The sequence below is a fragment of the Sphingomonas sp. BK481 genome (genome assembly GCF_014194875.1).
GTDB lineage: Bacteria > Pseudomonadota > Alphaproteobacteria > Sphingomonadales > Sphingomonadaceae > Sphingomonas > Sphingomonas aerolata.
Genome location: NZ_JACIAP010000016.1, coordinates 1 through 18,781, shown reverse-complemented (window position 1 = coordinate 18,781; position 18,781 = coordinate 1). Strand labels below are relative to the sequence as shown.

25 protein-coding genes are annotated in these 18,781 nt (G+C 57.1%); 15 read left to right on the top strand and 10 right to left on the bottom strand.

Annotated elements, in window-relative coordinates; genetic code table 11:
* Positions 1–6 precede the first annotated feature (6 nt).
* Both FHY04_RS19820 and FHY04_RS19815 read right to left on the bottom strand, forming a co-directional pair.
* The gene (locus FHY04_RS19820) at positions 7–1,011 is read right to left on the bottom strand and encodes a tyrosine-type recombinase/integrase (protein ID WP_183937574.1); all 1,005 of its coding nucleotides are present in this window, start codon (positions 1,009–1,011) and stop codon (positions 7–9) included.
* A complete protein-coding gene (locus tag FHY04_RS19815; protein ID WP_146163708.1) occupies positions 1,001–1,231 on the bottom strand; it encodes a hypothetical protein in 231 nt (76 codons plus the stop codon). Before FHY04_RS19815 ends, FHY04_RS19820 begins: the two co-directional genes overlap by 11 nt.
* Before the next feature lie 274 nt (positions 1,232–1,505).
* Between FHY04_RS19815 and FHY04_RS19810 the strand changes: the two genes are divergently transcribed.
* The gene (locus FHY04_RS19810; RefSeq protein WP_183937573.1) at positions 1,506–1,748 is read left to right on the top strand and encodes a hypothetical protein; all 243 of its coding nucleotides are present in this window, start codon (positions 1,506–1,508) and stop codon (positions 1,746–1,748) included.
* 332 nt (positions 1,749–2,080) lie between these two features.
* Positions 2,081–2,302 (top strand): hypothetical protein, encoded by a 222-nt coding sequence (locus FHY04_RS19805; RefSeq protein ID WP_146163707.1) that lies wholly within the window; start codon positions 2,081–2,083, stop codon positions 2,300–2,302.
* A gap of 235 nt (positions 2,303–2,537) precedes the next feature.
* Here FHY04_RS19805 and FHY04_RS19800 read toward each other — a convergent pair whose 3' ends face one another.
* Positions 2,538–2,729 (bottom strand): hypothetical protein, encoded by a 192-nt coding sequence (locus FHY04_RS19800; protein WP_183937572.1) that lies wholly within the window; start codon positions 2,727–2,729, stop codon positions 2,538–2,540.
* The gene (locus tag FHY04_RS19795; RefSeq protein ID WP_183937571.1) at positions 2,726–2,980 is read right to left on the bottom strand and encodes a hypothetical protein; all 255 of its coding nucleotides are present in this window, start codon (positions 2,978–2,980) and stop codon (positions 2,726–2,728) included. The genes FHY04_RS19800 and FHY04_RS19795 overlap by 4 nt, the downstream gene beginning before the upstream one ends.
* 140 nt (positions 2,981–3,120) lie before the next feature.
* Here FHY04_RS19795 and FHY04_RS19790 point away from each other — a divergent pair, with 140 nt between their 5' ends.
* Positions 3,121–3,834, top strand: coding sequence for a hypothetical protein (locus tag FHY04_RS19790; protein ID WP_183937570.1), 714 nt, complete (start codon positions 3,121–3,123; stop codon positions 3,832–3,834).
* A 36-nt stretch (positions 3,835–3,870) separates the two neighbouring features.
* On the opposite strand, the gene FHY04_RS23085 is transcribed toward FHY04_RS19790, so the two are convergent.
* A complete protein-coding gene (locus tag FHY04_RS23085) occupies positions 3,871–4,341 on the bottom strand; it encodes a PilZ domain-containing protein (RefSeq protein WP_409349181.1) in 471 nt (156 codons plus the stop codon).
* A gap of 232 nt (positions 4,342–4,573) precedes the next feature.
* Between FHY04_RS23085 and FHY04_RS19785 the strand changes: the two genes are divergently transcribed.
* The 9 genes from FHY04_RS19785 to FHY04_RS19745 all read left to right on the top strand — a co-directional run bounded on the left by FHY04_RS19785 (position 4,574) and on the right by FHY04_RS19745 (position 11,099).
* A complete protein-coding gene (locus FHY04_RS19785) occupies positions 4,574–5,014 on the top strand; it encodes a hypothetical protein (RefSeq protein WP_183937569.1) in 441 nt (146 codons plus the stop codon).
* 154 nt (positions 5,015–5,168) lie between these two features.
* Positions 5,169–5,489 carry a hypothetical protein gene (locus FHY04_RS19780; RefSeq protein ID WP_183937568.1) on the top strand — a complete coding sequence of 107 codons (321 nt, stop codon included), beginning with the start codon at positions 5,169–5,171 and terminating at the stop codon, positions 5,487–5,489.
* 742 nt (positions 5,490–6,231) lie between these two features.
* Entirely contained in the window at positions 6,232–6,408 is a 177-nt protein-coding gene (locus tag FHY04_RS19775; RefSeq protein ID WP_167396774.1) for a hypothetical protein, read from the top strand.
* Complete coding sequence (locus FHY04_RS19770; RefSeq protein ID WP_183937567.1) at positions 6,408–6,731, top strand: HNH endonuclease; 324 nt, start codon at positions 6,408–6,410, stop codon at positions 6,729–6,731. The genes FHY04_RS19775 and FHY04_RS19770 overlap by 1 nt, the downstream gene beginning before the upstream one ends.
* 78 nt (positions 6,732–6,809) lie before the next feature.
* Positions 6,810–7,583, top strand: coding sequence for a cellulase family glycosylhydrolase (locus FHY04_RS19765; protein ID WP_183937598.1), 774 nt, complete (start codon positions 6,810–6,812; stop codon positions 7,581–7,583).
* 329 nt (positions 7,584–7,912) lie between these two features.
* Positions 7,913–8,242, top strand: a complete 330-nt coding sequence (locus tag FHY04_RS19760; protein WP_183937566.1) for a hypothetical protein — start codon at positions 7,913–7,915, stop codon at positions 8,240–8,242.
* Positions 8,235–8,387 carry a hypothetical protein gene (locus tag FHY04_RS19755; protein WP_183937565.1) on the top strand — a complete coding sequence of 51 codons (153 nt, stop codon included), beginning with the start codon at positions 8,235–8,237 and terminating at the stop codon, positions 8,385–8,387. Before FHY04_RS19760 ends, FHY04_RS19755 begins: the two co-directional genes overlap by 8 nt.
* 277 nt (positions 8,388–8,664) lie before the next feature.
* Positions 8,665–9,579 (top strand): hypothetical protein, encoded by a 915-nt coding sequence (locus tag FHY04_RS19750; RefSeq protein WP_183937564.1) that lies wholly within the window; start codon positions 8,665–8,667, stop codon positions 9,577–9,579.
* A gap of 92 nt (positions 9,580–9,671) precedes the next feature.
* A complete protein-coding gene (locus FHY04_RS19745; RefSeq protein ID WP_183937563.1) occupies positions 9,672–11,099 on the top strand; it encodes an oligosaccharide flippase family protein in 1,428 nt (475 codons plus the stop codon).
* 776 nt (positions 11,100–11,875) lie between these two features.
* Here the strand turns inward: FHY04_RS19745 and FHY04_RS19740 are convergent.
* Positions 11,876–12,187, bottom strand: a complete 312-nt coding sequence (locus FHY04_RS19740) for a hypothetical protein (protein WP_183937562.1) — start codon at positions 12,185–12,187, stop codon at positions 11,876–11,878.
* A 583-nt stretch (positions 12,188–12,770) separates the two neighbouring features.
* Here FHY04_RS19740 and FHY04_RS19735 point away from each other — a divergent pair.
* On the top strand, positions 12,771–13,919 hold the full coding sequence (locus tag FHY04_RS19735) for an acyltransferase (RefSeq protein ID WP_183937561.1): 1,149 nt from the start codon (positions 12,771–12,773) through the stop codon (positions 13,917–13,919).
* Positions 13,920–14,019: 100 nt separating this feature from the next.
* Here FHY04_RS19735 and FHY04_RS19730 read toward each other — a convergent pair whose 3' ends face one another.
* The 3 genes from FHY04_RS19730 to FHY04_RS19720 form a co-directional block, all read right to left on the bottom strand.
* Positions 14,020–14,649: a PEPxxWA-CTERM sorting domain-containing protein gene (locus FHY04_RS19730; RefSeq protein ID WP_260171670.1), complete on the bottom strand. Its 630-nt coding sequence runs from the start codon at positions 14,647–14,649 to the stop codon at positions 14,020–14,022.
* 464 nt (positions 14,650–15,113) lie between these two features.
* The gene (locus FHY04_RS19725) at positions 15,114–15,476 is read right to left on the bottom strand and encodes a hypothetical protein (protein ID WP_183937559.1); all 363 of its coding nucleotides are present in this window, start codon (positions 15,474–15,476) and stop codon (positions 15,114–15,116) included.
* A 154-nt stretch (positions 15,477–15,630) separates the two neighbouring features.
* Entirely contained in the window at positions 15,631–15,777 is a 147-nt protein-coding gene (locus FHY04_RS19720; RefSeq protein WP_167396771.1) for a hypothetical protein, read from the bottom strand.
* Positions 15,778–16,252: 475 nt separating this feature from the next.
* On the opposite strand from FHY04_RS19720, the gene FHY04_RS22985 reads away from it, so the two are divergent.
* Together FHY04_RS22985 and FHY04_RS19710 are read left to right on the top strand one after the other, a co-directional pair.
* Entirely contained in the window at positions 16,253–17,047 is a 795-nt protein-coding gene (locus tag FHY04_RS22985; RefSeq protein ID WP_183937558.1) for a Crp/Fnr family transcriptional regulator, read from the top strand.
* A gap of 164 nt (positions 17,048–17,211) precedes the next feature.
* On the top strand, positions 17,212–18,006 hold the full coding sequence (locus FHY04_RS19710; RefSeq protein ID WP_221211899.1) for a GGDEF domain-containing protein: 795 nt from the start codon (positions 17,212–17,214) through the stop codon (positions 18,004–18,006).
* A gap of 225 nt (positions 18,007–18,231) precedes the next feature.
* Here FHY04_RS19710 and FHY04_RS19705 read toward each other — a convergent pair whose 3' ends face one another.
* Entirely contained in the window at positions 18,232–18,429 is a 198-nt protein-coding gene (locus tag FHY04_RS19705) for a hypothetical protein (protein ID WP_056676630.1), read from the bottom strand.
* Positions 18,430–18,781 lie beyond the last annotated feature (352 nt).

Below are 18,781 nucleotides of genomic sequence, written 5' to 3'. Positions count from 1 at the left end.
GTACGTTCACGGTTTGCTCTCCCACCGTGCAAGGGCGGCATCGGCGAGCGTCGATTGGTTGCGCTGTCGGGCGTAATGCTCGACCATCTGCAGCGATTGGCCGCTGACCGATGCGGTCTCGGCGGTTGAGCACCCGGCCTCGAGCAGCGCGATCACGGCGTTCTTGCGCAGGCCGTGCGGTACGCTGGGCGCGCCGGCAGCGGCCGAGAAAGCCTTAAGCATCTTGCGGGCGTTGTCGTCCCGCAGCGGCGCGCCGCGCGGCGTCCGGCATATCGCGCCCTCAACCCGCTCGTGCTTCGCAAGCTCCGCGCTCAGCGCGCTATGGACCGGGATGCTTAGCCGCTTCTTCGTCTTGTCTTGGCGGACCTCGACACGATCGGTAGCAACATCCAACCACGTCATTCTGAGCACATCGCCGAGGCGCTGCGCGGTGTAGTAGAGCAGATGCGCGAGCAATCGGACGGTGGGGTCTTCGGCCGCAAGCACGGCGCGCAGTACATGCTGAGGCCAAGGCTCGTGCTCGCCCCCCTCCATCATCACAATTCCATCGCACGGGTTCTTCGCGATGTGTTCGCGATCGACGGCCCAGGCGAACAGCGCGCCGCTTGTGCGAAGGAAGGCGTTCGCGGCACCCGGCGTCGCAGCCATCTTGTCCAGCACCGTCCGCATGTCGCCGCGGGTGATCCCATTGACCGGGGCGGTCGGCAGCGCGCGCTCTAAGCGGCGAAGATAGATGTCGTACAGCTTGCGCGATGCCGGCGCTAAGGCACCGTAGGCGGCCCCGCGCTGGTACATGTCGACGAGAACCGGGACCGTCACGAGGGTCGCCTTCGTCTTCCGATTGCGGTGGCCCATCAGCGCCGCATAGCTTCCCCCGAACTCCATTGACCGGAGCGGCGGCAGGCGCGTCATCAGCCGCTTGCCGTCGACCACCTTGCCGGTGTCGAAATACAGGTACTCGCGGCCCTTCGACCGCACCCGCTTTACATATTTGGGCAGGTCATGCGGCAAGGCCCGGCTGATCCTTCCGCCAGTCGTTGACCCCACCCGACATCTCGTCGAGGCTCGCGTCGAGTGCCGCGCGATCCCAACGCGGCCCGCCCGACATCGCGACCGACCCCGGCAGCCGGCCGGCGAACACCTCCGCGTCGAACTGCTGCGGCGTGAGCTCGCAGTATTTCGCGGCGTTCGCCCGCTTGAGCATGCGCGGCCAATACGGAGCTGCGCTCATCGGTTCTGTCCTTCTTGATCTGTAGCGTGAGCTTTCACGGCGAGACCAGCGGCTGCGGGACCCAGCGGTGAGGGTTTTCGGGTGGCATGAACGAGGCCCGCCCTCCGGGGCGATAAGCGCACCATGTCAACTGCACGCCACGAGGTGCAGCGTGCTACGGTGCTGAGTGTTCACGGGCGAAATATGCCGTCTCCGATCCTTCGTAGGATCAATGGCATAGCGGCGCCGATGTGGTATGATGACCAAGCGCGGGACGTTTTTAGGAATACAATAAATGGATTTCCCGTGGACCGAGGCCGCAACATTGGTGCGGATGCCAGCAGCGCAAAAAGACGACGAAGGAAACGAGCTTCTGTTCGAGGGGTCGTTGCTATTAATGGCCCAAAAGGTTCGGGCTATGAAGCCGCTTGAACGGCGCCATCTAAAAATCTCCCTTCCCGATAGAATTGTGCGACCGCACACCTTTAAAGACGGTTCGCTCGCCGCCCTGATTGACGACATTCCCGTGGTGGGGTGACAATGTGCGTTTTCGATCGGCGCAACGGCGATTTGATTAAACGCATTTGAAGTGCCTAGCGAGCCGTCACATGTGCTGAGCCTGTCCTGCCATCCAGGAGGACTCGTCTCGAGGTCGCCGTGTTTTCTTTGATTGCACTTTATCTGGAATATCGCAGGACGAAGGCGCGAGGCGGTACAGCTCGTGTCGTATCTGCGACTAAAACAGCTGTTGCTGCCAATGACCGCGGCGCGTCGCAAACGGCCGCCGACGCCGCGTAAAGCTCGACGGACGCTGACGCGGCGGTTCCGCGGCGCTAAAGCCGCTCTTTGGACGACCATAGAGGCACTACCATGGCAGCGACGATCATTACTCCCAGCGGCACTGGTGCGATGGAGGCCGGACTCGTACTTGACGAGGAAGGCAGCCGGTTCGTCGTCCTGACGTTCAAGGAGCCCCAGGGCGAACCGACGCTCGTCACGTTTACAGTTCCGGTTTTTCAGAACTACGTCGAGCATTTGGTTCGAACGGCCAAGGCCGCTAACGAGGATGCCAACTGGGGCATTCCGGGCTGAGTATCTCCGCCACAGTATCGTGCCGCGATCTTTTCGAAACAGCGTGACGGTACGGCGGCCTGCAACGGCCTTCGCAGTACGTTTTTTGTCCTCCGGGCCCACGCTGCCAGTATTTGCTGCTCGATCGCCGCATTCTCGGCTCTCCCTGGCGACGCTACTCGGGATCAGCGCGTGCGCGGTGCGGATGCTGCCCTCAAGCATGGCCTGGGCCACGTCGTTCGTTCTTTCAGCAACATCAGCCACGGGAAACTCTCCAATCAATGCTGCGCAGCTGGGCGCGGATGGTGGTCAGAGCGGCGCTGCGCTTGGCAGATGGCGTCTGCTGCATGAGGCGGTCGCGGCGGCCAAGGACCTCGTCGCGGTCGAGCACGCGCTGGCTCTCGCGGGGCCCCGCTGAGTTGCGGCCGCATTGACTGTGCATCTTCATGCGACACGCTTCGAATGGGTTGGCTGGGCGTCGGCCTCGACGACGGGCAGCCGGGGTTGACGAGTCCGGAGGGGACGGACCGATGCAGTCGGGGAGAGGGGCACGAAGCCGGGCCGATCGTTGCCGCGGAGGGCGGTCATGATCTGTGGCCAGCGACGGTAGACGTCTTCGAAGAAAATAACGGCCGCGATGAGCGCGATTGCCAAGAGGGTCATCCAGCCGGCACCGTGCATGATGTTGGTCCAGTTCACGGGCGATCTCCGAGGTTGGCCGCCTGGTCTCGAAGCCGAACAGGTCGAGCACTTCATCGACCGGCACACCACGCAAGGCACGAAGAGCCTCGATTGGCAGGCTTCGTGGAGAACCTGGGTCAAAAACTGGAAGAGCTTTAATGGCAAACGAACTCACGACCGTCGACCAGCGTACCGCGGTAACGACCTCACCCCGATGGCAAGAGCCCTCGTTGAACGGGAGGCTGGCCGATCTAGTGCTTGGGACTGACGCCCTGCCGACCCGGCTGCCCGTGTTGACCGATGCCGAACTCGCGGACGCTGAGCAGGCTCTGGCCGTATACCGCGCCGCGCCGCGGACGAGCTCGCCCCGCGCCGTTGATCGCGTCATGGCAAAGCTGGTCGTCGCCTATCCCGCCGCGCGGGTATCGGTCGAAGAGGCCAGCGCCCGTCTCGACGTCTATGCCGAGCAGCTGAGCGATATTCCCGCGGACGTGCTGATGGCCGGCGCGATGGCTGCGGCACGAACGATGAAGTTCTTCCCATCTATCTCCGAAATCCGAGCTGCCGCGATGAGTCAGCCCGCCCCTCCGCGGATTCAGCGGCAGTGGCGCCTCTCGCAACTGATCGAAGCGCGCGCACGTCGCGGGGCTGATAATTCCGCTGCCGAGCGCTGCCGCCCGGATGAAGCGGCTGAAATCATCGCGGCGTTAGGTGGTCGGTTCGCAGCGGCTGCCGATCCAAGCCGCCCAAAGCCGCAGGGCGGAAACCCTGACCGCGGGGCGCGAATGCCAAGCCGCGAGGATTACGTGCGCATGTTCGGCGTCGATCCTGGTGACGATGCAGCGATCGATCCCAAGCAGATGGCAGCATGATTATGATCAGGACATTAATCGACGCCCGTAGCTCGGTTACAAGCTTGGCCAGACTGCAGCGGCCAAACCACCCCAGAGGGCACCAGTGGCGCCCGCAATGATCAGAACCTTAACAAGCGGACTTAACCTTTCGTCTCGAAATGATGGAGCGTCGAGAATTGGATCAGGAGTCCAAGGTAGCGAAACGACCGTGGATTTTGGCTTCTCAACGACAACGCTGTTAAGTTCCGCGTCCGTCAGCGGAACGTCAAATACGCAACCGTACCATCCTTGGCCATCTTTCCGAACTACTTGCGCCGACCGTCCACCGAGGCCAGTCAGCCCGAGGCCGATGCGCGACGGTATTTTAAGATTTGCTGAACCCGGAATCACGAATCCCGTAAGTGATAGGTCCGAAACAACAACCTCGTATGGACGATTGTTATCGTCTCGCAACGTGCCATCAAGGCCGACGGAATGCCGGGGCGCTGTGCGCTGGTCATATAGCTTGGCAACAGTCGCAGTCACATCAGTTTCCTCTGAGAAGAGCAGACTTCTATCTGACTACGTTTGCCAGCGACTGAATCAATTTAGTTAGCGAAACGTTACCGGCGATTGATGGCGGTTCACTTTTATTTCAAGAACGAGGGTTGAGACGATGGGGCGGGGAAACGATTGGTGCATCCTACGAACAGGAGCGTCGCGCACGCTGCCGCTGGTTACCTCTCTGGAGGCGGCCGGCTTCGACGTATGGAGCCCAGTGCAGACGCTGACTCGCCGCCGAGGGCCTGCACGCGAGCGGGTCGAATACGCGGCGCCGATCATGCCAACGTTCGTGTTCGCGCGTGCCGATCGGCGTCACGACCTAGTCGGCATCGCCGCCCTACCCTTTTCCGAGCATCCCGGCTTCTCGGTGTTCCGCCACCTCGGCGCTATCCCAACGATCGGCGACGCGGAGATAGCTGAAGCCCGCCGTATCGAAGAGCGGGGGAAACGTGCAGCCAAGATGGGGCAGCGGCAGGCCTTCACCGTAGGGCAGCCGGTCAAGGTCAAGGAAGGGCCAGGCGCTGGTCTCTCAGGTGCGGTCGTAAGGGATGGCGATGGCAAGTTCGTGCTGGTCGCATTCGCTGGCATCAACCTGAAGATCGGGTCTTGGCTACTTGGAACGGATGAAGTACATGATGGGCCTATCGCCGCATAAGCGGGCAGCGATGAGCGCGTTGGCTAGCCACCCTCATCCCCTCACGCAGGAGCCATGCTCCGAGCGATAGTCCTACGGTATGGACAGATCGGACGTTACTTTGTGCATTGATGTGGCCTATGCTTGTAGGCCCACCACGTTCAGGAAGTTTTGTATGAAGAACGTTGTCAGTCTGGTTCTAGCATCCATCTTAGTTGCCGCTCCGGGGCACGCGCAGACGGTGAACGACGATGTCCGGTGTCTGGTTGTAACCAGTGCCGTCGGCGAGCAGGCTAAGAACGAGCCAACGCGGAAGGTCGCGAATTTGACGACGGCGTTCTATATCGGGCGGCTGGATGGACGAGTTCCCGTGACTGTTGCTGCAGCCCTCAAGTCTCAGACGGCTGTCGCTGGAACGGCCGCGCTGGGAATTTTCAAAGCCTGCGCCGCGAGGGCACAGGTCGCACATGCGCGCTTGCGCGCAGAAGCTCGGTGAGTTGACGGCGCCAAGTAACTGATTGTGAGATGAGGTGCGGAATGGGAGGAGCAGCGCGAGACGCCTACAACTTCACCACCGCTGACCATGTAGAGGCTATCGGCATGCGCATACTGCGGATCGCCGAGGAGATGTCGAGCGGGTCGCGCCATCAGGGCGCAGCGATCGGCTTATCGAGGATGTAGAGCAACTGGCGCAGGATCTTCGAAAGCGCGTTGGCTAGCCATCTTCATCCCCTCACGCAGAAGCCATGCTCCGAGCGATTGTCCTGCGGTATGGCGGCAGTCGCATGTTCTCGTCGCGGATATTGATACTCAGGGGACTGGCCTTCCAATCCCCTGAGTGGCGGGCTTGTCAAGACCCTGTATTGGTACCGTGGTCTGAATTGGCGGCTGTCTTATCACTGACGGTGTTGAACAAACCGTGGTCATTATCGGCGACATGATCGTCAGGCCACGGCGATTGATCGGAGCCGTGATCGCTGTTACATTCGCTTCGGCAACGCTCAGATGGCCTATCCTTTTTAAACTCATTGGCGCCTGGCATCTCAACTCTCCAATGCTCGACCTCGAGTCGGGTCGCTCTTTGATTGAGAGCCTTCCCTAAAGCGTCGTCAAGTCCTCTGCAGCAACACCTTATAGATTAACTAAGGCGCTTCATCTTGCGGCGGAGCTGAAAGCCTCGCCTTGTGTTGAGATTAATTTGAAAAAAGTTGCTGAAGGTCTCGGCGACGGGAGATGGCATGGCGACAACGTTCCGACCCGCTACCGCCGACCGAGTCGAGGCTATCGGCATGCGGGTGCTGCGCATCGCTGAAGATATGGCGAGTGGATCACGCCACCAGGGCCGCAGCGAGCGCTTGATTGAGCAGGCTGAGCAAGCGGCGATCGATCTCCGTGCCGCCGTTCGAGGGCGCTGATGAGCTGGTCTAAGGTCAGCCGCCATCAGCGCGGCTATGGCACTGCGCACGACAAGATGCGCGCTCACCTGCTCGCCACTGTCATCACCTGCGAGGGTGAGTGCAAAGCAAAGGGCATCGAGACGCTGGGCACGATCGCCGACCATATCGTCCCGCTGTCGCGTGGCGGCAGCGGCGAACGCAGCAATTATCAGCTGCTCTGCAGGCCATGCTCTGACGCTAAGACGCTTGCTGACAAGGGCGCCGCGGCGCGGCCTATCGGTGGCGTGGATCGTTCGGGACGGCCGACTAGCGCGTCGCACCCGTGGAACCGCGCTGGCTGAGGCGCCCACCCCCGGGGTCAAAAGCCTGAGGGCCGGCGCCGCCCGTATTCGACGAAGCAGTGGCTCGCGCTTAAAACGATCATCGACTTCGCGATCGCGGAGGACGTGGCTGTGGTGATCGACGATCATAGCTATTCGGCGATGGGGCATACCGAACTGCTGCCGTTCTGGACCGCACTCGGCAAGAAGCTGATGGCGACCTACGGCTCGAACGACCTGATTCACCTTGAGCTTCAGAACGAGACGAACAGCGGCGGGTGGGAGCCTAGCTACGCGGCGAACAGCAAGGCCTTGGTGCAAGGCATCCGCGCGGCCGGCGTCCCTTACCCGATCATCCTTGGTTGGGGCGGCTGGAACGCGGTCGGAGGTTACACGCGCGCGCTAGCCGAGCTCGACGCGGTTGGCGGGGCTGGCAAGATCGACCCGCTCGGCAAGCTGGAGTTCTCCGCACACCATTACCCGACCACGACCGGCAACGATCAGCCTTCGTCGGGCAAGTCGGCGCCTCAGATCAAGGGCTCGGCAGTGGCCGCGAACTTCAAGGAGATGTTCGACGAGTTCAAGCGTCGTGACCTTCGCATCTGGATTACGGAAATCGGCATGGGCGGCGGTGCGCGGGGATGGATGACCAACGGCAGCGGCACACCCAGCTTCAACGGCAAGGCTTGGTTGGAGCAATTTACCGCGCTGGTGAAGCAGTACTCAGACACCGTTTCCGGCGTTTTGGCTTGGGGCGGCGGTTCGGGATGGGCCGACACGTATCCCCTCAAGCAGGAGTACGAGAAGGGCAACTGGAGCGCCACCAAAGGCACCGAGTTCTGGAGAACAATCAGGGTTCTTTGGGCCCATTAAGCTTGGTCACAGCCCTACACACGAGAGGGCTCACCAAGTCTTGCACTCGTCACAGAGTAACTCGCCCTCGACCTTGGCATTGCCGCATTTGCATCTGCCCGCCAGCGCAGTTTCCCGGTCTTTTGCTAGTGATCGATTAAGCCATCTACCGGGCGATAGGTAGAATGTTAAAAGACGTGCCCAGATCGACATGAAGCCCTTCATTTGAAACGAACGCGACGCGTCTGCGGGCACTAGGTGAGCGTGTCGACCGGCGCGTGTGTTGCGCCTGCATATACCCGCGCGTGCTCGATGTATCGAAAAATTCAAATCGAAAGGAGGGGATGCCTATGACCGGGTGCACCGAGTTTCGCCAGTCCGGCTCCTGCTTGATTGCATGGCAGGGGCCGACGCCCGTCGCGCAGATCGCGTGGGATGCCGATGAGCGCGGCTGGTACATCAATTTCGTATTTGTCGAGCAACCCCAGCTGCTCGCGCCGCTTCTGTCGAAATTCCGGAAGCTATGGCGCCGCAGTGGCAAGCCGACTCTCTCGTTTCACGCATCCCCCGATAATCAGGTCATCGGGAGGCTTATAGGGATCCTCGGAGCCGAGCGCTCTGCGGGCCTCTATACCATTGTCGACCTGGACCACTCTACCAAAGGAACTCACCATGGGTGACAAGGAAAACCGCGCGTACAAGAAGCTCTCGGCCAAGGGCCGCACTGAATACGGTCGCGATCGTGCGAAGGACGCCGATGCCAATGGCGGCACGTTCAATGCTTCTCTGACGAAACTCTACGCTGGCTATTACAACGCGATGTGACTCGGGCGCCCGGTTCGAAAGAACCGGGCGTTCCATCAAGGGTCTATCGACCATCCGAAAATTCATCGGGCAGAGGCGCTGAATTCTGTTAGGCGTTTACATGGTAGCACCATCGTTGATTATTTAACGGCTAGCGTCCCAACACTTGGCAGGCAAGAGCATGCACCTGTGGACGACCTCGCCGCTCTAGCCCCGCTGCGGGGCATGGAATTAGTGATTGCCACATATTTTCCCACCCGTGTAAAGGGCTCTCGATAAGGCCAGACGGAGCACGAGCATGATCGACGGCGTTAATCGGCTTGCCAGCTTCTGGCATGGCGGACCGCTTAGCGGTTTGGAACTTGCCTGTTTAGCTAGTTTCGTGCGGCAAGGCTATGAAGTCACTGTATACAGTTATGATAAACTTCAGCGCTTGCCGGAAGGAGTGCGCGAAGGCGATGCTAGCACGATAGTTGATACCAAATATCTTCATAGTTTTCTGGTGCTCGGCAAGCCTAGTTTAGCGCACTTTAGCGATCTATTTCGTTATAGGCTGTTTGAGGCAACGGGGGAGGCTTGGATAGACGCTGATTTGCTGTGCCTCAGAAGGTTCGAAGTTCCGGAAACCGGTAATTTCTTCGGTAAAGAAACTGCGTCGAGCATTAATAATGCGATCATGCGAGTTGATCCCCGAGATCCTCGTCTGAAAAGCCTTATTAACGGCGCAATGGCCTTCGCCACGGGAAAAGACTCCATTTATGGATCAACCGGACCAGCGCTAGTGACCAAGATATTTGGACACAGCGCGGTCGACCAAGCTCAGCCCCTGGAGCGATTTTACCCGATTCACTGGAACCAATGGTGGCAGGTGTTTCTACCCGAAAGATACGATTGGTGCGTGGCCGAGTGTAAAAATACCGATGCGTTGCACCTGTGGAATAGCATCGTAGAGCGAGCCGGGTATTGGAAAGACCTAGCGCCACCCGAGGGGTCATTCTTACACCGGTGCATGCAGGACCAAGGGCTACTCGAGTATTTTATCGAGACGTGCCCAGCGTCTGTCATACGCCGCTTGGCCGACGCTGATGTCAATCTCAAGACAGGTGCACATTATCAACTGAAGGAGCTCGGTATCATGACGTTCGAACGAGCACTTTCGGTAGCGGGGAAAGTGTTCCGGCGAGCGCCTACCGAAAAAAGACGCGCTGCGTAACCTGACCGCAAACCCAATCAAAACGGTAGCCGCGCCTTTCTAGTTAGTTAGCCCCGGCCCCGATCGGTTGTATAGGATTACGCGCTCTCAATATGTCTATTAAAAAATCAATCGGCTGGATGGCTGGGGCACAGTTCGTCTATTTTGCTTTGCAGTTGGTCAGTTCTGTCGTGCTCGCGCGACTGCTTACGCCATACGAGGTAGGCATCTTTGCGGTTGCGTTCGCCGCCAGCGGCCTCATATCGGTGATTCAGTCGCTGGGCCTGAATAATTATTTGATCCGCGAAAAGGATCTGACCGAGACACTGTCCGCGACGATCTTCAGTATTAATTTTGCAGTGGCACTTTTTCTCACACTGATCATCGCCGCCTTTGGGATGGTGAGCGCCTCGATTTTTGACGAGCCGGCCGTGCGTTCGGTGCTGTTTTATTTGGCTATTATTCCGCTGATCGCGGCACTTGGATTCATGCCGCTCGCGATGTTGGAGCGCGATGGCAACTTCAAAAAAGTGTCATTGGTTAAAATGCTCGGGACGGCTTCGGGCACGATAGCCACCCTTGGATTTGCGTTCACTGGCCACAGCTACATGAGCTTCGCTTACGGGCAGATCATTGCGGCGTCCGTCAGCGCCGTAATGTCTATCGCGCTTGCACCGCATCATGCAAAGTTCCGCATGGGTCTAGACAATTGGCGCGCCGTTCAACGCTTCAGCATCAACGTCCTGGCGACCACTGGCGTTGGTCGGGTCACTTCCCGGCTGCAGGATATGACGTTGGGGCGCCTGCTTGGGATCGAAGCGTTGGGGCTGTATTCCCGCTCCGGCAACATCTTCAGTATGCTGTGGGACAGCGTGTTTCTCGTAATCTGTCGTATTATGTTCGTGGATTTTGCCGCGGGAGCTCGCGCCGGAGTACCGATCGGCCCGCGCTATCAACACGCGCTGGGACTCTTTACTGCGCTGATGTGGCCTACTTTCCTTGGCCTTGGGGTTTTATCAGGCCCGTTCGTCCTACTCATCTATGGTGCTAAATGGGTATCGATTGCGATGTGCCTGTCTATCCTGTGCATGGTAGGCATTTTTTACACAGCAATCGCTATGGCTTGGGACTTGTTCATCATTGCCGACGAAACGGGCCGGCAGGCGCGCTTTGAGACGATACGTAGCGTCATCGGGCTAGCGGTTTTTGCTGGGGCCTGTTTCATCAGCATCGAGGCGGCGGCCGCTGCCCGATTGATTGACGCGATCTTTGCTTTCTTCCTGTACATGCCGGACATCCTGCGGATCACGGACAGCCGCTTGGGAGATATCATGCGAATCTATGGCCGAAGTGCCGTGCTAGCGATCGCGGCAGTCGCCCCAGCTTTTTGCGTCATGACTTGGTACGAGTGGTCCCCGGCGGCGCCACTTTTGATAGTAATTATCGCGGTAGTAGCAGGCGTCGGTTTATGGGCGGTGACCCTGCGACTGCTATCGCATCCTCTATTCTTCGAGGCTCGATCCATGCTGAAGCGGCGATAAGGAACCAAAAGCGGTATCGCTCACTCGCCGCCACCAACCCGTTTAGGGACAATCTTTGTTCCGGGGACCACACGGCATGAGACCTACCGGATTAAATACTCGCAGTTTCGCATGCTTCTCTAATATTCTCATGCTGGCTACCTGGGTTATTCAACTCTGCCAAAATTATGGGCCGCAAAGATTGAAGCAACACTTGGCGGCTGTAAGCATCAAGCTCGGGAGGCAGGCGAAACATAAACCCGCCGCCGTCTTCAAGTATAGCAGGATATTCAGAGTCACCGACCTCATCTATCCACGATGATCCAGATCCATAGTCAAGCATAAGGCAGAACGACATTTTAGCTCCTCCAAAATCCAGTCCGGCATAACGCGTTTACGCGGTATAATGTGCATACCTTACAACGCGCCATTTTCCTCAGCCAATGCAATAGTTCAGTAGCGCCTCGTCCCCAGGCCGGTAGCGCTCTTCGGGCGCTTGACGCACTCCCGCACCGAACGTGGCCGGCATCTGCGCCGCGCAAACGCACGAACATTACTTTTGTAAATCGCTCACTCTGCCTCTTAAGCATACCGGATCGTCGTGCCGACCTGAGTACATTAATGGTGATTAGTATTAATGAAATATTAACCTTTTAAAGTTGGCTATGCCGAGATGGTCGGCGTTTTCTATCAGCCGAGAAGGGGACCGAAAATGCGTTATTGGATCGTCGACAAGCCTATTAAGTGATCAGGGCGCCCGGTTCGAAAGGGCCGGGCGTTTTGCTCAACTAGCCCGGCTATTCAGCGAAGAATATATCGCCAACCGCCTGCTCTAGATTAGGCCAATTTCTCTCATACCTGCTGCAATCGCCCGTAGGAAACAGGACGAAGCTGTTCGCATCCGCGATGTCGTCCCAAGTCCCGTTCATTGTCATGGGAACCGCCAGCCCGTCCTCATTTACGCCCCAGAGAATGACGGGATGTCGTTCGACGACCTCCCCCTTGCTTGCGAAAACGATGAAGGTCCCTGGGTGCGCCAGGTGCGTTGCGATGATCCCGCCCCTAGGCGCTTCGGTATCGTCGAGGTTGGAAACTTGGTCGCTGCTCATAATGGTATCCTATCCTTTCGAGGAAGGATGGCCTTGCGGCCTTCAATAGTCCAGCAGCGCCTCGTCCCCGGGCAGGTAGCGCTCTTCGGTCAGGTTCATTGATCGGATCGTAGTAGACCCGGCCGCGCCCCGATAAAGTCGCTCAGGCCGCACGGTTTTCGGGCGCTTGCCGCACTCCCCGCACCGGACGTTGTCGGCAGCTACGGTGCGCAAACGCATGAAGAATTCTACTGTAGATCACTCACCCTGCCTCTTGAGGACACCGGATCGTCGTACGGACGTTAATACACTGCTAACAATTAGTATTAATGAAATATTAACCTTTTAACGTTGGTTACGCCGAGATGGTCGGCGTTTTCTATCAGCCTAGAAGGGACCGAACATGCGTTATTGGATCGTTGACAAGCCGATTAAGTGATTAGGGCGCCCGGTTCGAAAGAGCCGGGCGTTTCATATAGGGCGCGTGCCATAACCCTCGCAGGGTCAGCGTACGGTTTTGATACATATCAGGCTTAATACAGATGCTATCAACGTTCGCCGCCAATGGTTCCCGCCCTTAAAAGGCATCGGGGGGGGGCCTTAAATGACGACGAGCGGGTCAAATAGCCAGCAGCCGAATATATTGCCACAGCTTGATGGGCTCCGCGCATTCGCGGCTCTTATCGTTGTCGGTTCTCATACCGGCCAGATTGGACTTCCAATAACTTTTCCGAGCCTTACCGGCGGTTTCGGTGTCTTGCTGTTTTTCATGCTGAGCGGATTTTTGATGGGGTATCTTTACCTCCACAAGCCGCTTGATGTGGCCTCCGTCGCTCATTACGTCGCCGCCCGCGTCGCTCGAATTATGCCAATATACCTTTTAGCTGTAACTTTGGCCTACATCGCTTCGGCGGCACTCGGCCCTCAATTCCTGTACTATATAGACGGAAATGACTTTCTTCGACTACTCGTATTTTCTGGGAGCAGTCACATTTTCTGGTCTATACCGCCAGAAGTCCAGTTCTATGTGGTTTTTGGTGTCTTTTGGTATGCCGTCCGGCGGGGCTACGTGGGCCTTACAGTGCCAGCGATTGTCTTGCTTGCAGGCGTCACCATGCTCTTCCGTCCGATCTTTCCAGGAATATCGCTCCCCTCTTACTTTCACATCTTTTTCTTGGGCGCCACGTTGGCTGTAATGGTTCGCAGTGGCGTCACTGGCATGATTAGCGCGAAGCTTGCGGCGTTCATTCAGGCCGTCTGCATCACCGCGCTGCTTATGGTTTCGCTGCGCGTTTGGCCCGACGAGGCATTTCTCGAGTCGATTGGATGGAACGATAACGCAGTCATCTACGGCGACATCGGCCTCGCAGTATGCTTCGGCGCATTTTTGCTGGCGAGCACGGTTCCAAACCGCTTCGGGTCCGCCATATTTGCGAACAGACCTATGCGACGTATCGGCAGGTACAGCTTTTCGCTTTACCTTTTCCATGGGCCCATTCTTGCTGAAACGAGATACTTGGCTTCGGATCGCCTGCCAGGCAGCATCGTGGTCACGATCGGAATCTGCCTGTCACTCGCCGTGGCCGCACTCGCGTTCCACTGGTTCGAACGACCGGTGCAGGACGCGCTAAGACCCCAGATTGCGAAGTTAACCTATGCCGTCATTGTTAGGGTAAGGCGGGCGTTTGGCTGGGCCCAACCGGCGCCTCCTCATCTTGTGGAGCCAGCAATCAAAGTCGCTAACAACCCGTAATGGAGCAGCAACGCCCCGTCACCGGGCAGGTAGCGCTCTTTGGCAGGGTCGGCGATCACAATGGTGCGGACCCTGCCTGCTTCATTGCAGTCTCGCCAAGCTAGGCGATCGATGGCGCAAACAAGATGGAGCGCCGCCGCATTGCGTACCCGACCATCCCAAATCCAACGACCATAAAAAGCCACGTTGCTGGTTCAGGTACCGGGCTCGTGGCACCCTCAACGCTTATAACAGCGTCGCCCGAAACCACTCCCCCAAGCGGGAAGTAATCAGCGTAGAAAAAGCTAGCTGTTTTTCCATTCAGTTCGTTAGCGGTCGGATAGCTTCCGAAAAATGAACTTAGATTGAGGCTGACGGAGGTGGCACCCCCTTGGCTCGCGCCACCAGCAAGAAATTCAACCCCGCCATCAACCGAACGTCCAGTTTGACGCGGGATAAAGCGGTCTGAAAAGTCCACATCGCCGATAATAATATTGAACGTCTGCAGGTCTAAAAATGCAAAATCACCGTACTGTTCGACCGGCTTATCGGTATCGTACGAAAAGCTACCCGAGAAGGCCTGCCCTATCTTGAAAAAGTCGGACGACGGAAATGAGGGATCGTCATACGTGTTATTCTGGGCAGCTGATAGCTTCCCAGAGAAGCTTGCAACGATAACAGCAGCTTCGCTAGGTACCGATACGCCCGTCGCTAACGTCGCGCACAAAGCGCACACGAATGATTTCACCATCTTCACGCCGATTCTCCTCACCCTTTGGCTGCAAGCTAACCAAGGCTTTTCACGGAAACAAGAAGGTTAATGGAACATTATCGTAGCCCTGCTTGGCCAGGTTGGGCGGTTTAATTACTAAGTCTCCTGATGCACGTGTTGCGGATGTGCAGGTTCCAGATGCCCCCGTACCGGCCCTCCAAACGCTACAACGTCGTAAGCACTGATCAGGATCGAGACACATTCGCTCGAAGGGTAAAACTAAGACTAGTCGCGGGCAGTATTTCTGCCATCCTTTATGCATGATGATTCTGTACGGCGTACTCGCGATCGTTTGGGGCCTCCCAATCGCCATTATCCTGGCAACTTCCGTCGGCTATGGTGTCTCTTCACGCTTCGCCCGGTTTATGCGGATACACCTCGGGCTCTGACGCCACCGACCAGCGGCGGTCGCATTCATCGATGCGGCGACGCCCGTTCAATCATCAGGAAAAGCCTGGGGCTGGACCTTCGCCTGCCTGTACGGCCATCGCGATGATGTGTTTGATAACTGGCTCCGGAATGGCGTTGGCCACGTCAAGCCCGAATTGATCGCGATAAGACCAGGCTACCCAGCCCGAGTACGTAGCGAGCCCCGGTATATCGATTGAAAGAAACCGTCCGACAGTGACCCCGTATTCTGAGCGAATCTTGAAGCCCAGGGTAGACACGTTTTGAATGATTGCCGAATGCTTATCTCCGAGAGACGTTATGAGTACGGCCGGATGACTCATGGCCGTTCGGTTTGAGCACCGCCGATCAAGCGGATTGTTGCCGGCATTAGCCATCGAGCGGCGATAGGTGTTCATGGGGCTATCGTCCGTCGGGGTCGCTAAGATCTGGTTATCTTTGGATTTAACCCCGCCCCGTGGCGCATTGCAAAGGCCCACCGCCCCTTGCAAATTCTCGTTATGACACACTTGTCACAGCAGCGTTTTATGAACGATCGTTCCACGGGTCGGGTTAATGCATCCGCCCGTTGTTAATCGTGTCGACAGCGGCAGCAACACGCGCCCAATCGCCGATCTCGGCTTCGGGGCCCACGATCTGCAGCAAGGTATCGACCATCGGCTCTGATACAAATAATCTACGTGCCTCGACGATCGTCATCGCCTTAAGCCAAACTTCTCGAGTGCTCATCATAGCCCGAGCTTACGCCGCCTAATCTCGATCGTCAGCGTGTCCGCTATCGTATCGCCGTCATTCCTATCGATTTGCTCGTATGCCTCTAGCGAACTACGCTCATCGCGGAACTTAATGACATCTGGATGCACTGACGGTGTAGTCACATCCTAGGCCTATGCGCGGTTGCCCACTCCAGACAAGGCATCACGCCCCGCGAGCCAAGACACGTTCTTCATAGCGTCCAGCGCAGCAGTGGAGCGCCCAGTCGTCGTGACGAAGTATTTCGTAAACTTTAAGCAGCGTCTCCATGACAGGGCCTCAGAATGACGCTTCGAGGCGTGCGTCGCGGCCTGAAATTACTGATAGGATATGGTGTCGTTTTGAGGCACATTTACTGCGTTCATAGACCGTTAGTACGTGCTAGGTACAACGAGACGCGAAATTAAGACGTCGAATTTAGGTGCGCGTGGTCTTGCACGCATTCTGTTGGGACAGTTTTTTGCAGACCTTAGGTGCCCCGCTTTCGCCGATGCTCGAAAAGTTTGCTTTAAACACAGCCTTGGCAGAGGATGATTGTGCGGCGATAGTCGCGCTTCCCCTTTCGTTACATTTCTACAATCCTGGAAAACATATAATAAAGAACGACGCGACGTCTACGGAATTTCAGGTTCTTGTTTCAGGTTTTGCTATTGCATATAAAGTTACGAGTGATGGATTTCGCCAGATTGTCGGCTTTCGACTACCGGGTGACATAATTAACATTCAGCATATGCAATTTGCGTATAATGATTGCAGCGTGCAGGCGACAGCGCACTGTATGGTAGCCGCGGTAGACGAGACGTTAATCCGCAACTTGACCTGCAAGCGCCCGATCATTTCGAATGCGATAATGGCAAGCGCTCTGATCGAAGCCTCAATTTCTCGCGAGTGGATTGTGAATATCGGACGCCGTAATGCCCGAGCGCGGATAGCGCATCTGTTCTGCGAGCTTGCGAGTAGGCTTGATCCATGCCGGCTAGCAGAAGATCAGCCATTTAGGTTGCCTTTGACGCAGCAACAGATTGGCGATGCTGTCGGATTGACAGCGGTTCACGTCAACAGAACGATCAAGGGTCTGATAAAGGACGGCCTTCTCGAGCAAGACCGCCACCTGATTTCGTCTCCTGCCTGGGACCAGCTCAAAAGCGTAGCAGGCTTTAACCGTCGCTACCTCCAACTCGATCAGAAGGCCGCTGCACTCGGACATTCCCAATGACGGATCGAGTGACCGGCGCTGAACGGAAAATACCCGCTGACATGGACGCGCGCCTAGCTCGGAGGAAAGCAGCTAGATTTGATAGTTTTCCATTAAAGGCTCGCCGCAGCGCGGAAACAACGCTGCTAGAAAGCATAATACGAAAGTCTGCACGCTTAAGCCCTATGTCCGCTCTCGCATGGATCGCGCCGATTTGGGCGGGTCTTTTTGTCCTCGACGCTGTGACGGGCCCGCTCTACTCGTTTAGTTCAGTGTACCTTGTTCCGCTATGTTTAACAACTTGGTGCTTTGGACGGATCGCTGGCCTCATAGCCGGCACCTCGGCAATTTTCACAACGCTACATTTAAATGGCTTTGCCGATCAACTGTCAGCTAGGGCAACTTCTATTACTGCCGCAGCGGCTGTTTGGAATGCCTCGATGCTTGTCCTCGGAGTGATCTTTATAATCCTTCTTGTAAGCGCCTTCCGTCGAGCGTTTGACCACGAGAGCAGGAACGCGTTGATGGACCCACTCACGGGGCTGGGCAACCGAAGGTCCTTTCAACGTGAGGGCAAGCGACAGGAGTCTTCGGCTGCCCGAGATCGAAGGATCCTATTATGTGGCGTGATAGACTTGGATGGATTTAAGGCGGTAAACGACCAGTATGGACATGCCGCAGGCGATGAGGTGCTGCGTATCGTCGCCCATGCACTGAGCACGTCCGTTCGGCCTTACGATATCACTGCTCGCCTTGGCGGTGATGAATTTGCGTTTTGCTTAACAGTTAGAGACGAGGCCGCGGGTGAGCGAAAGTCTAGCAGCATCCATCAGGCGCTGATAGATGCGCTGGAAACCTCACAGTGGCGTGCAACGTGTAGCTTGGGCTCTGCCACAGGAAGCGACTTTGAGCAGGCCATCCGCATTGCCGATAAGATTATGTACGAAGCAAAGTCGATCAAGAAGTCTACGGCATCCTAGTGACAATCAACACGAATATGATGAATTAATAATAAGTGCCTTCGTCAAAGCGAAATAGAAAGCGGGGCTTTAAACAAGCCTACTTCAGAGGCGCGACATCTGTTGTGGTTGACCCGCTCTAGCATTTTGCAACGCACACCTTCGCACCATATACAGCCAGTGCAACAGCGGAAGCGCGAGACTCAACGATCAGTTCATACGGTGAACTTTCAAATGTAATCACATTCAGTCAGGCTTAAGTCGCAGCCCAGCTTCCTTCATCGCCACCTGCCCTAGGGCCACGGCGCTCGCGTCTATCAGCGAATCCGCGAGTTTGATGGCCGCTGCGGGGGAAAGGGTCAGCGTGATTCCTGCTCCTTCGAGCCGAACGCAGCTTTTCCAAGGCGTCGCGGTAAAGCACTCAGTATCCAGTACGACGACCATCCATCTCCTATCGTCAAGCCGCAGGTGCCTGAATGGTCTAACGTATCATAAAATAGATTTATTATGCGATTTATCTTAAGGGCATAGCGACGTTGTCTGGATCTCAGCCGCATCCGATGCACAGGCCTGGTGGTCCAAACCTCCGAGCCAAGCTCGGTGAGACAGCTAACGGTCGCGTAGACACACCAGCGGCCCGCTCCGCCTGCGCTGTCTCCGGCATGACTGCCCCAAGCGCTGGTCCGTCGTGATATTTGGGAGGATCGTGTCCCACCGCGTGGTGTAGCTTCAGCGGCGTAGCCGCCTTGATCTCCGGGCATAGCCGGGTCGATCACGCCGCCATGGACGACAACGT

What these genes read in the sequence shown, in the direction of transcription:
- FHY04_RS19815 (WP_146163708.1), bottom strand. Translation starts at nt 1,231, where the DNA reads ATGAGCGCAGCTCCGTATTGGCCGCGCATGCTCAAGCGGGCGAACGCC.
- FHY04_RS19810 (WP_183937573.1), top strand. Translation starts at nt 1,506, where the DNA reads ATGGATTTCCCGTGGACCGAGGCCGCAACATTGGTGCGGATGCCAGCA.
- FHY04_RS19805 (WP_146163707.1), top strand. Translation starts at nt 2,081, where the DNA reads ATGGCAGCGACGATCATTACTCCCAGCGGCACTGGTGCGATGGAGGCC.
- FHY04_RS19800 (WP_183937572.1), bottom strand. Translation starts at nt 2,729, where the DNA reads ATGAAGATGCACAGTCAATGCGGCCGCAACTCAGCGGGGCCCCGCGAG.
- FHY04_RS19790 (WP_183937570.1), top strand. Translation starts at nt 3,121, where the DNA reads ATGGCAAACGAACTCACGACCGTCGACCAGCGTACCGCGGTAACGACC.
- FHY04_RS19780 (WP_183937568.1), top strand. Translation starts at nt 5,169, where the DNA reads ATGAAGAACGTTGTCAGTCTGGTTCTAGCATCCATCTTAGTTGCCGCT.
- FHY04_RS19775 (WP_167396774.1), top strand. Translation starts at nt 6,232, where the DNA reads ATGGCGACAACGTTCCGACCCGCTACCGCCGACCGAGTCGAGGCTATC.
- FHY04_RS19770 (WP_183937567.1), top strand. Translation starts at nt 6,408, where the DNA reads ATGAGCTGGTCTAAGGTCAGCCGCCATCAGCGCGGCTATGGCACTGCG.
- FHY04_RS19760 (WP_183937566.1), top strand. Translation starts at nt 7,913, where the DNA reads ATGACCGGGTGCACCGAGTTTCGCCAGTCCGGCTCCTGCTTGATTGCA.
- FHY04_RS19755 (WP_183937565.1), top strand. Translation starts at nt 8,235, where the DNA reads ATGGGTGACAAGGAAAACCGCGCGTACAAGAAGCTCTCGGCCAAGGGC.
- FHY04_RS19750 (WP_183937564.1), top strand. Translation starts at nt 8,665, where the DNA reads ATGATCGACGGCGTTAATCGGCTTGCCAGCTTCTGGCATGGCGGACCG.
- FHY04_RS19745 (WP_183937563.1), top strand. Translation starts at nt 9,672, where the DNA reads ATGTCTATTAAAAAATCAATCGGCTGGATGGCTGGGGCACAGTTCGTC.
- FHY04_RS19740 (WP_183937562.1), bottom strand. Translation starts at nt 12,187, where the DNA reads ATGAGCAGCGACCAAGTTTCCAACCTCGACGATACCGAAGCGCCTAGG.
- FHY04_RS19735 (WP_183937561.1), top strand. Translation starts at nt 12,771, where the DNA reads ATGACGACGAGCGGGTCAAATAGCCAGCAGCCGAATATATTGCCACAG.
- FHY04_RS19730 (WP_260171670.1), bottom strand. Translation starts at nt 14,649, where the DNA reads ATGGTGAAATCATTCGTGTGCGCTTTGTGCGCGACGTTAGCGACGGGC.
- FHY04_RS19725 (WP_183937559.1), bottom strand. Translation starts at nt 15,476, where the DNA reads ATGAACACCTATCGCCGCTCGATGGCTAATGCCGGCAACAATCCGCTT.
- FHY04_RS19720 (WP_167396771.1), bottom strand. Translation starts at nt 15,777, where the DNA reads ATGACGATCGTCGAGGCACGTAGATTATTTGTATCAGAGCCGATGGTC.
- FHY04_RS19710 (WP_221211899.1), top strand. Translation starts at nt 17,212, where the DNA reads ATGTCCGCTCTCGCATGGATCGCGCCGATTTGGGCGGGTCTTTTTGTC.
- FHY04_RS19705 (WP_056676630.1), bottom strand. Translation starts at nt 18,429, where the DNA reads ATGGTCGTCGTACTGGATACTGAGTGCTTTACCGCGACGCCTTGGAAA.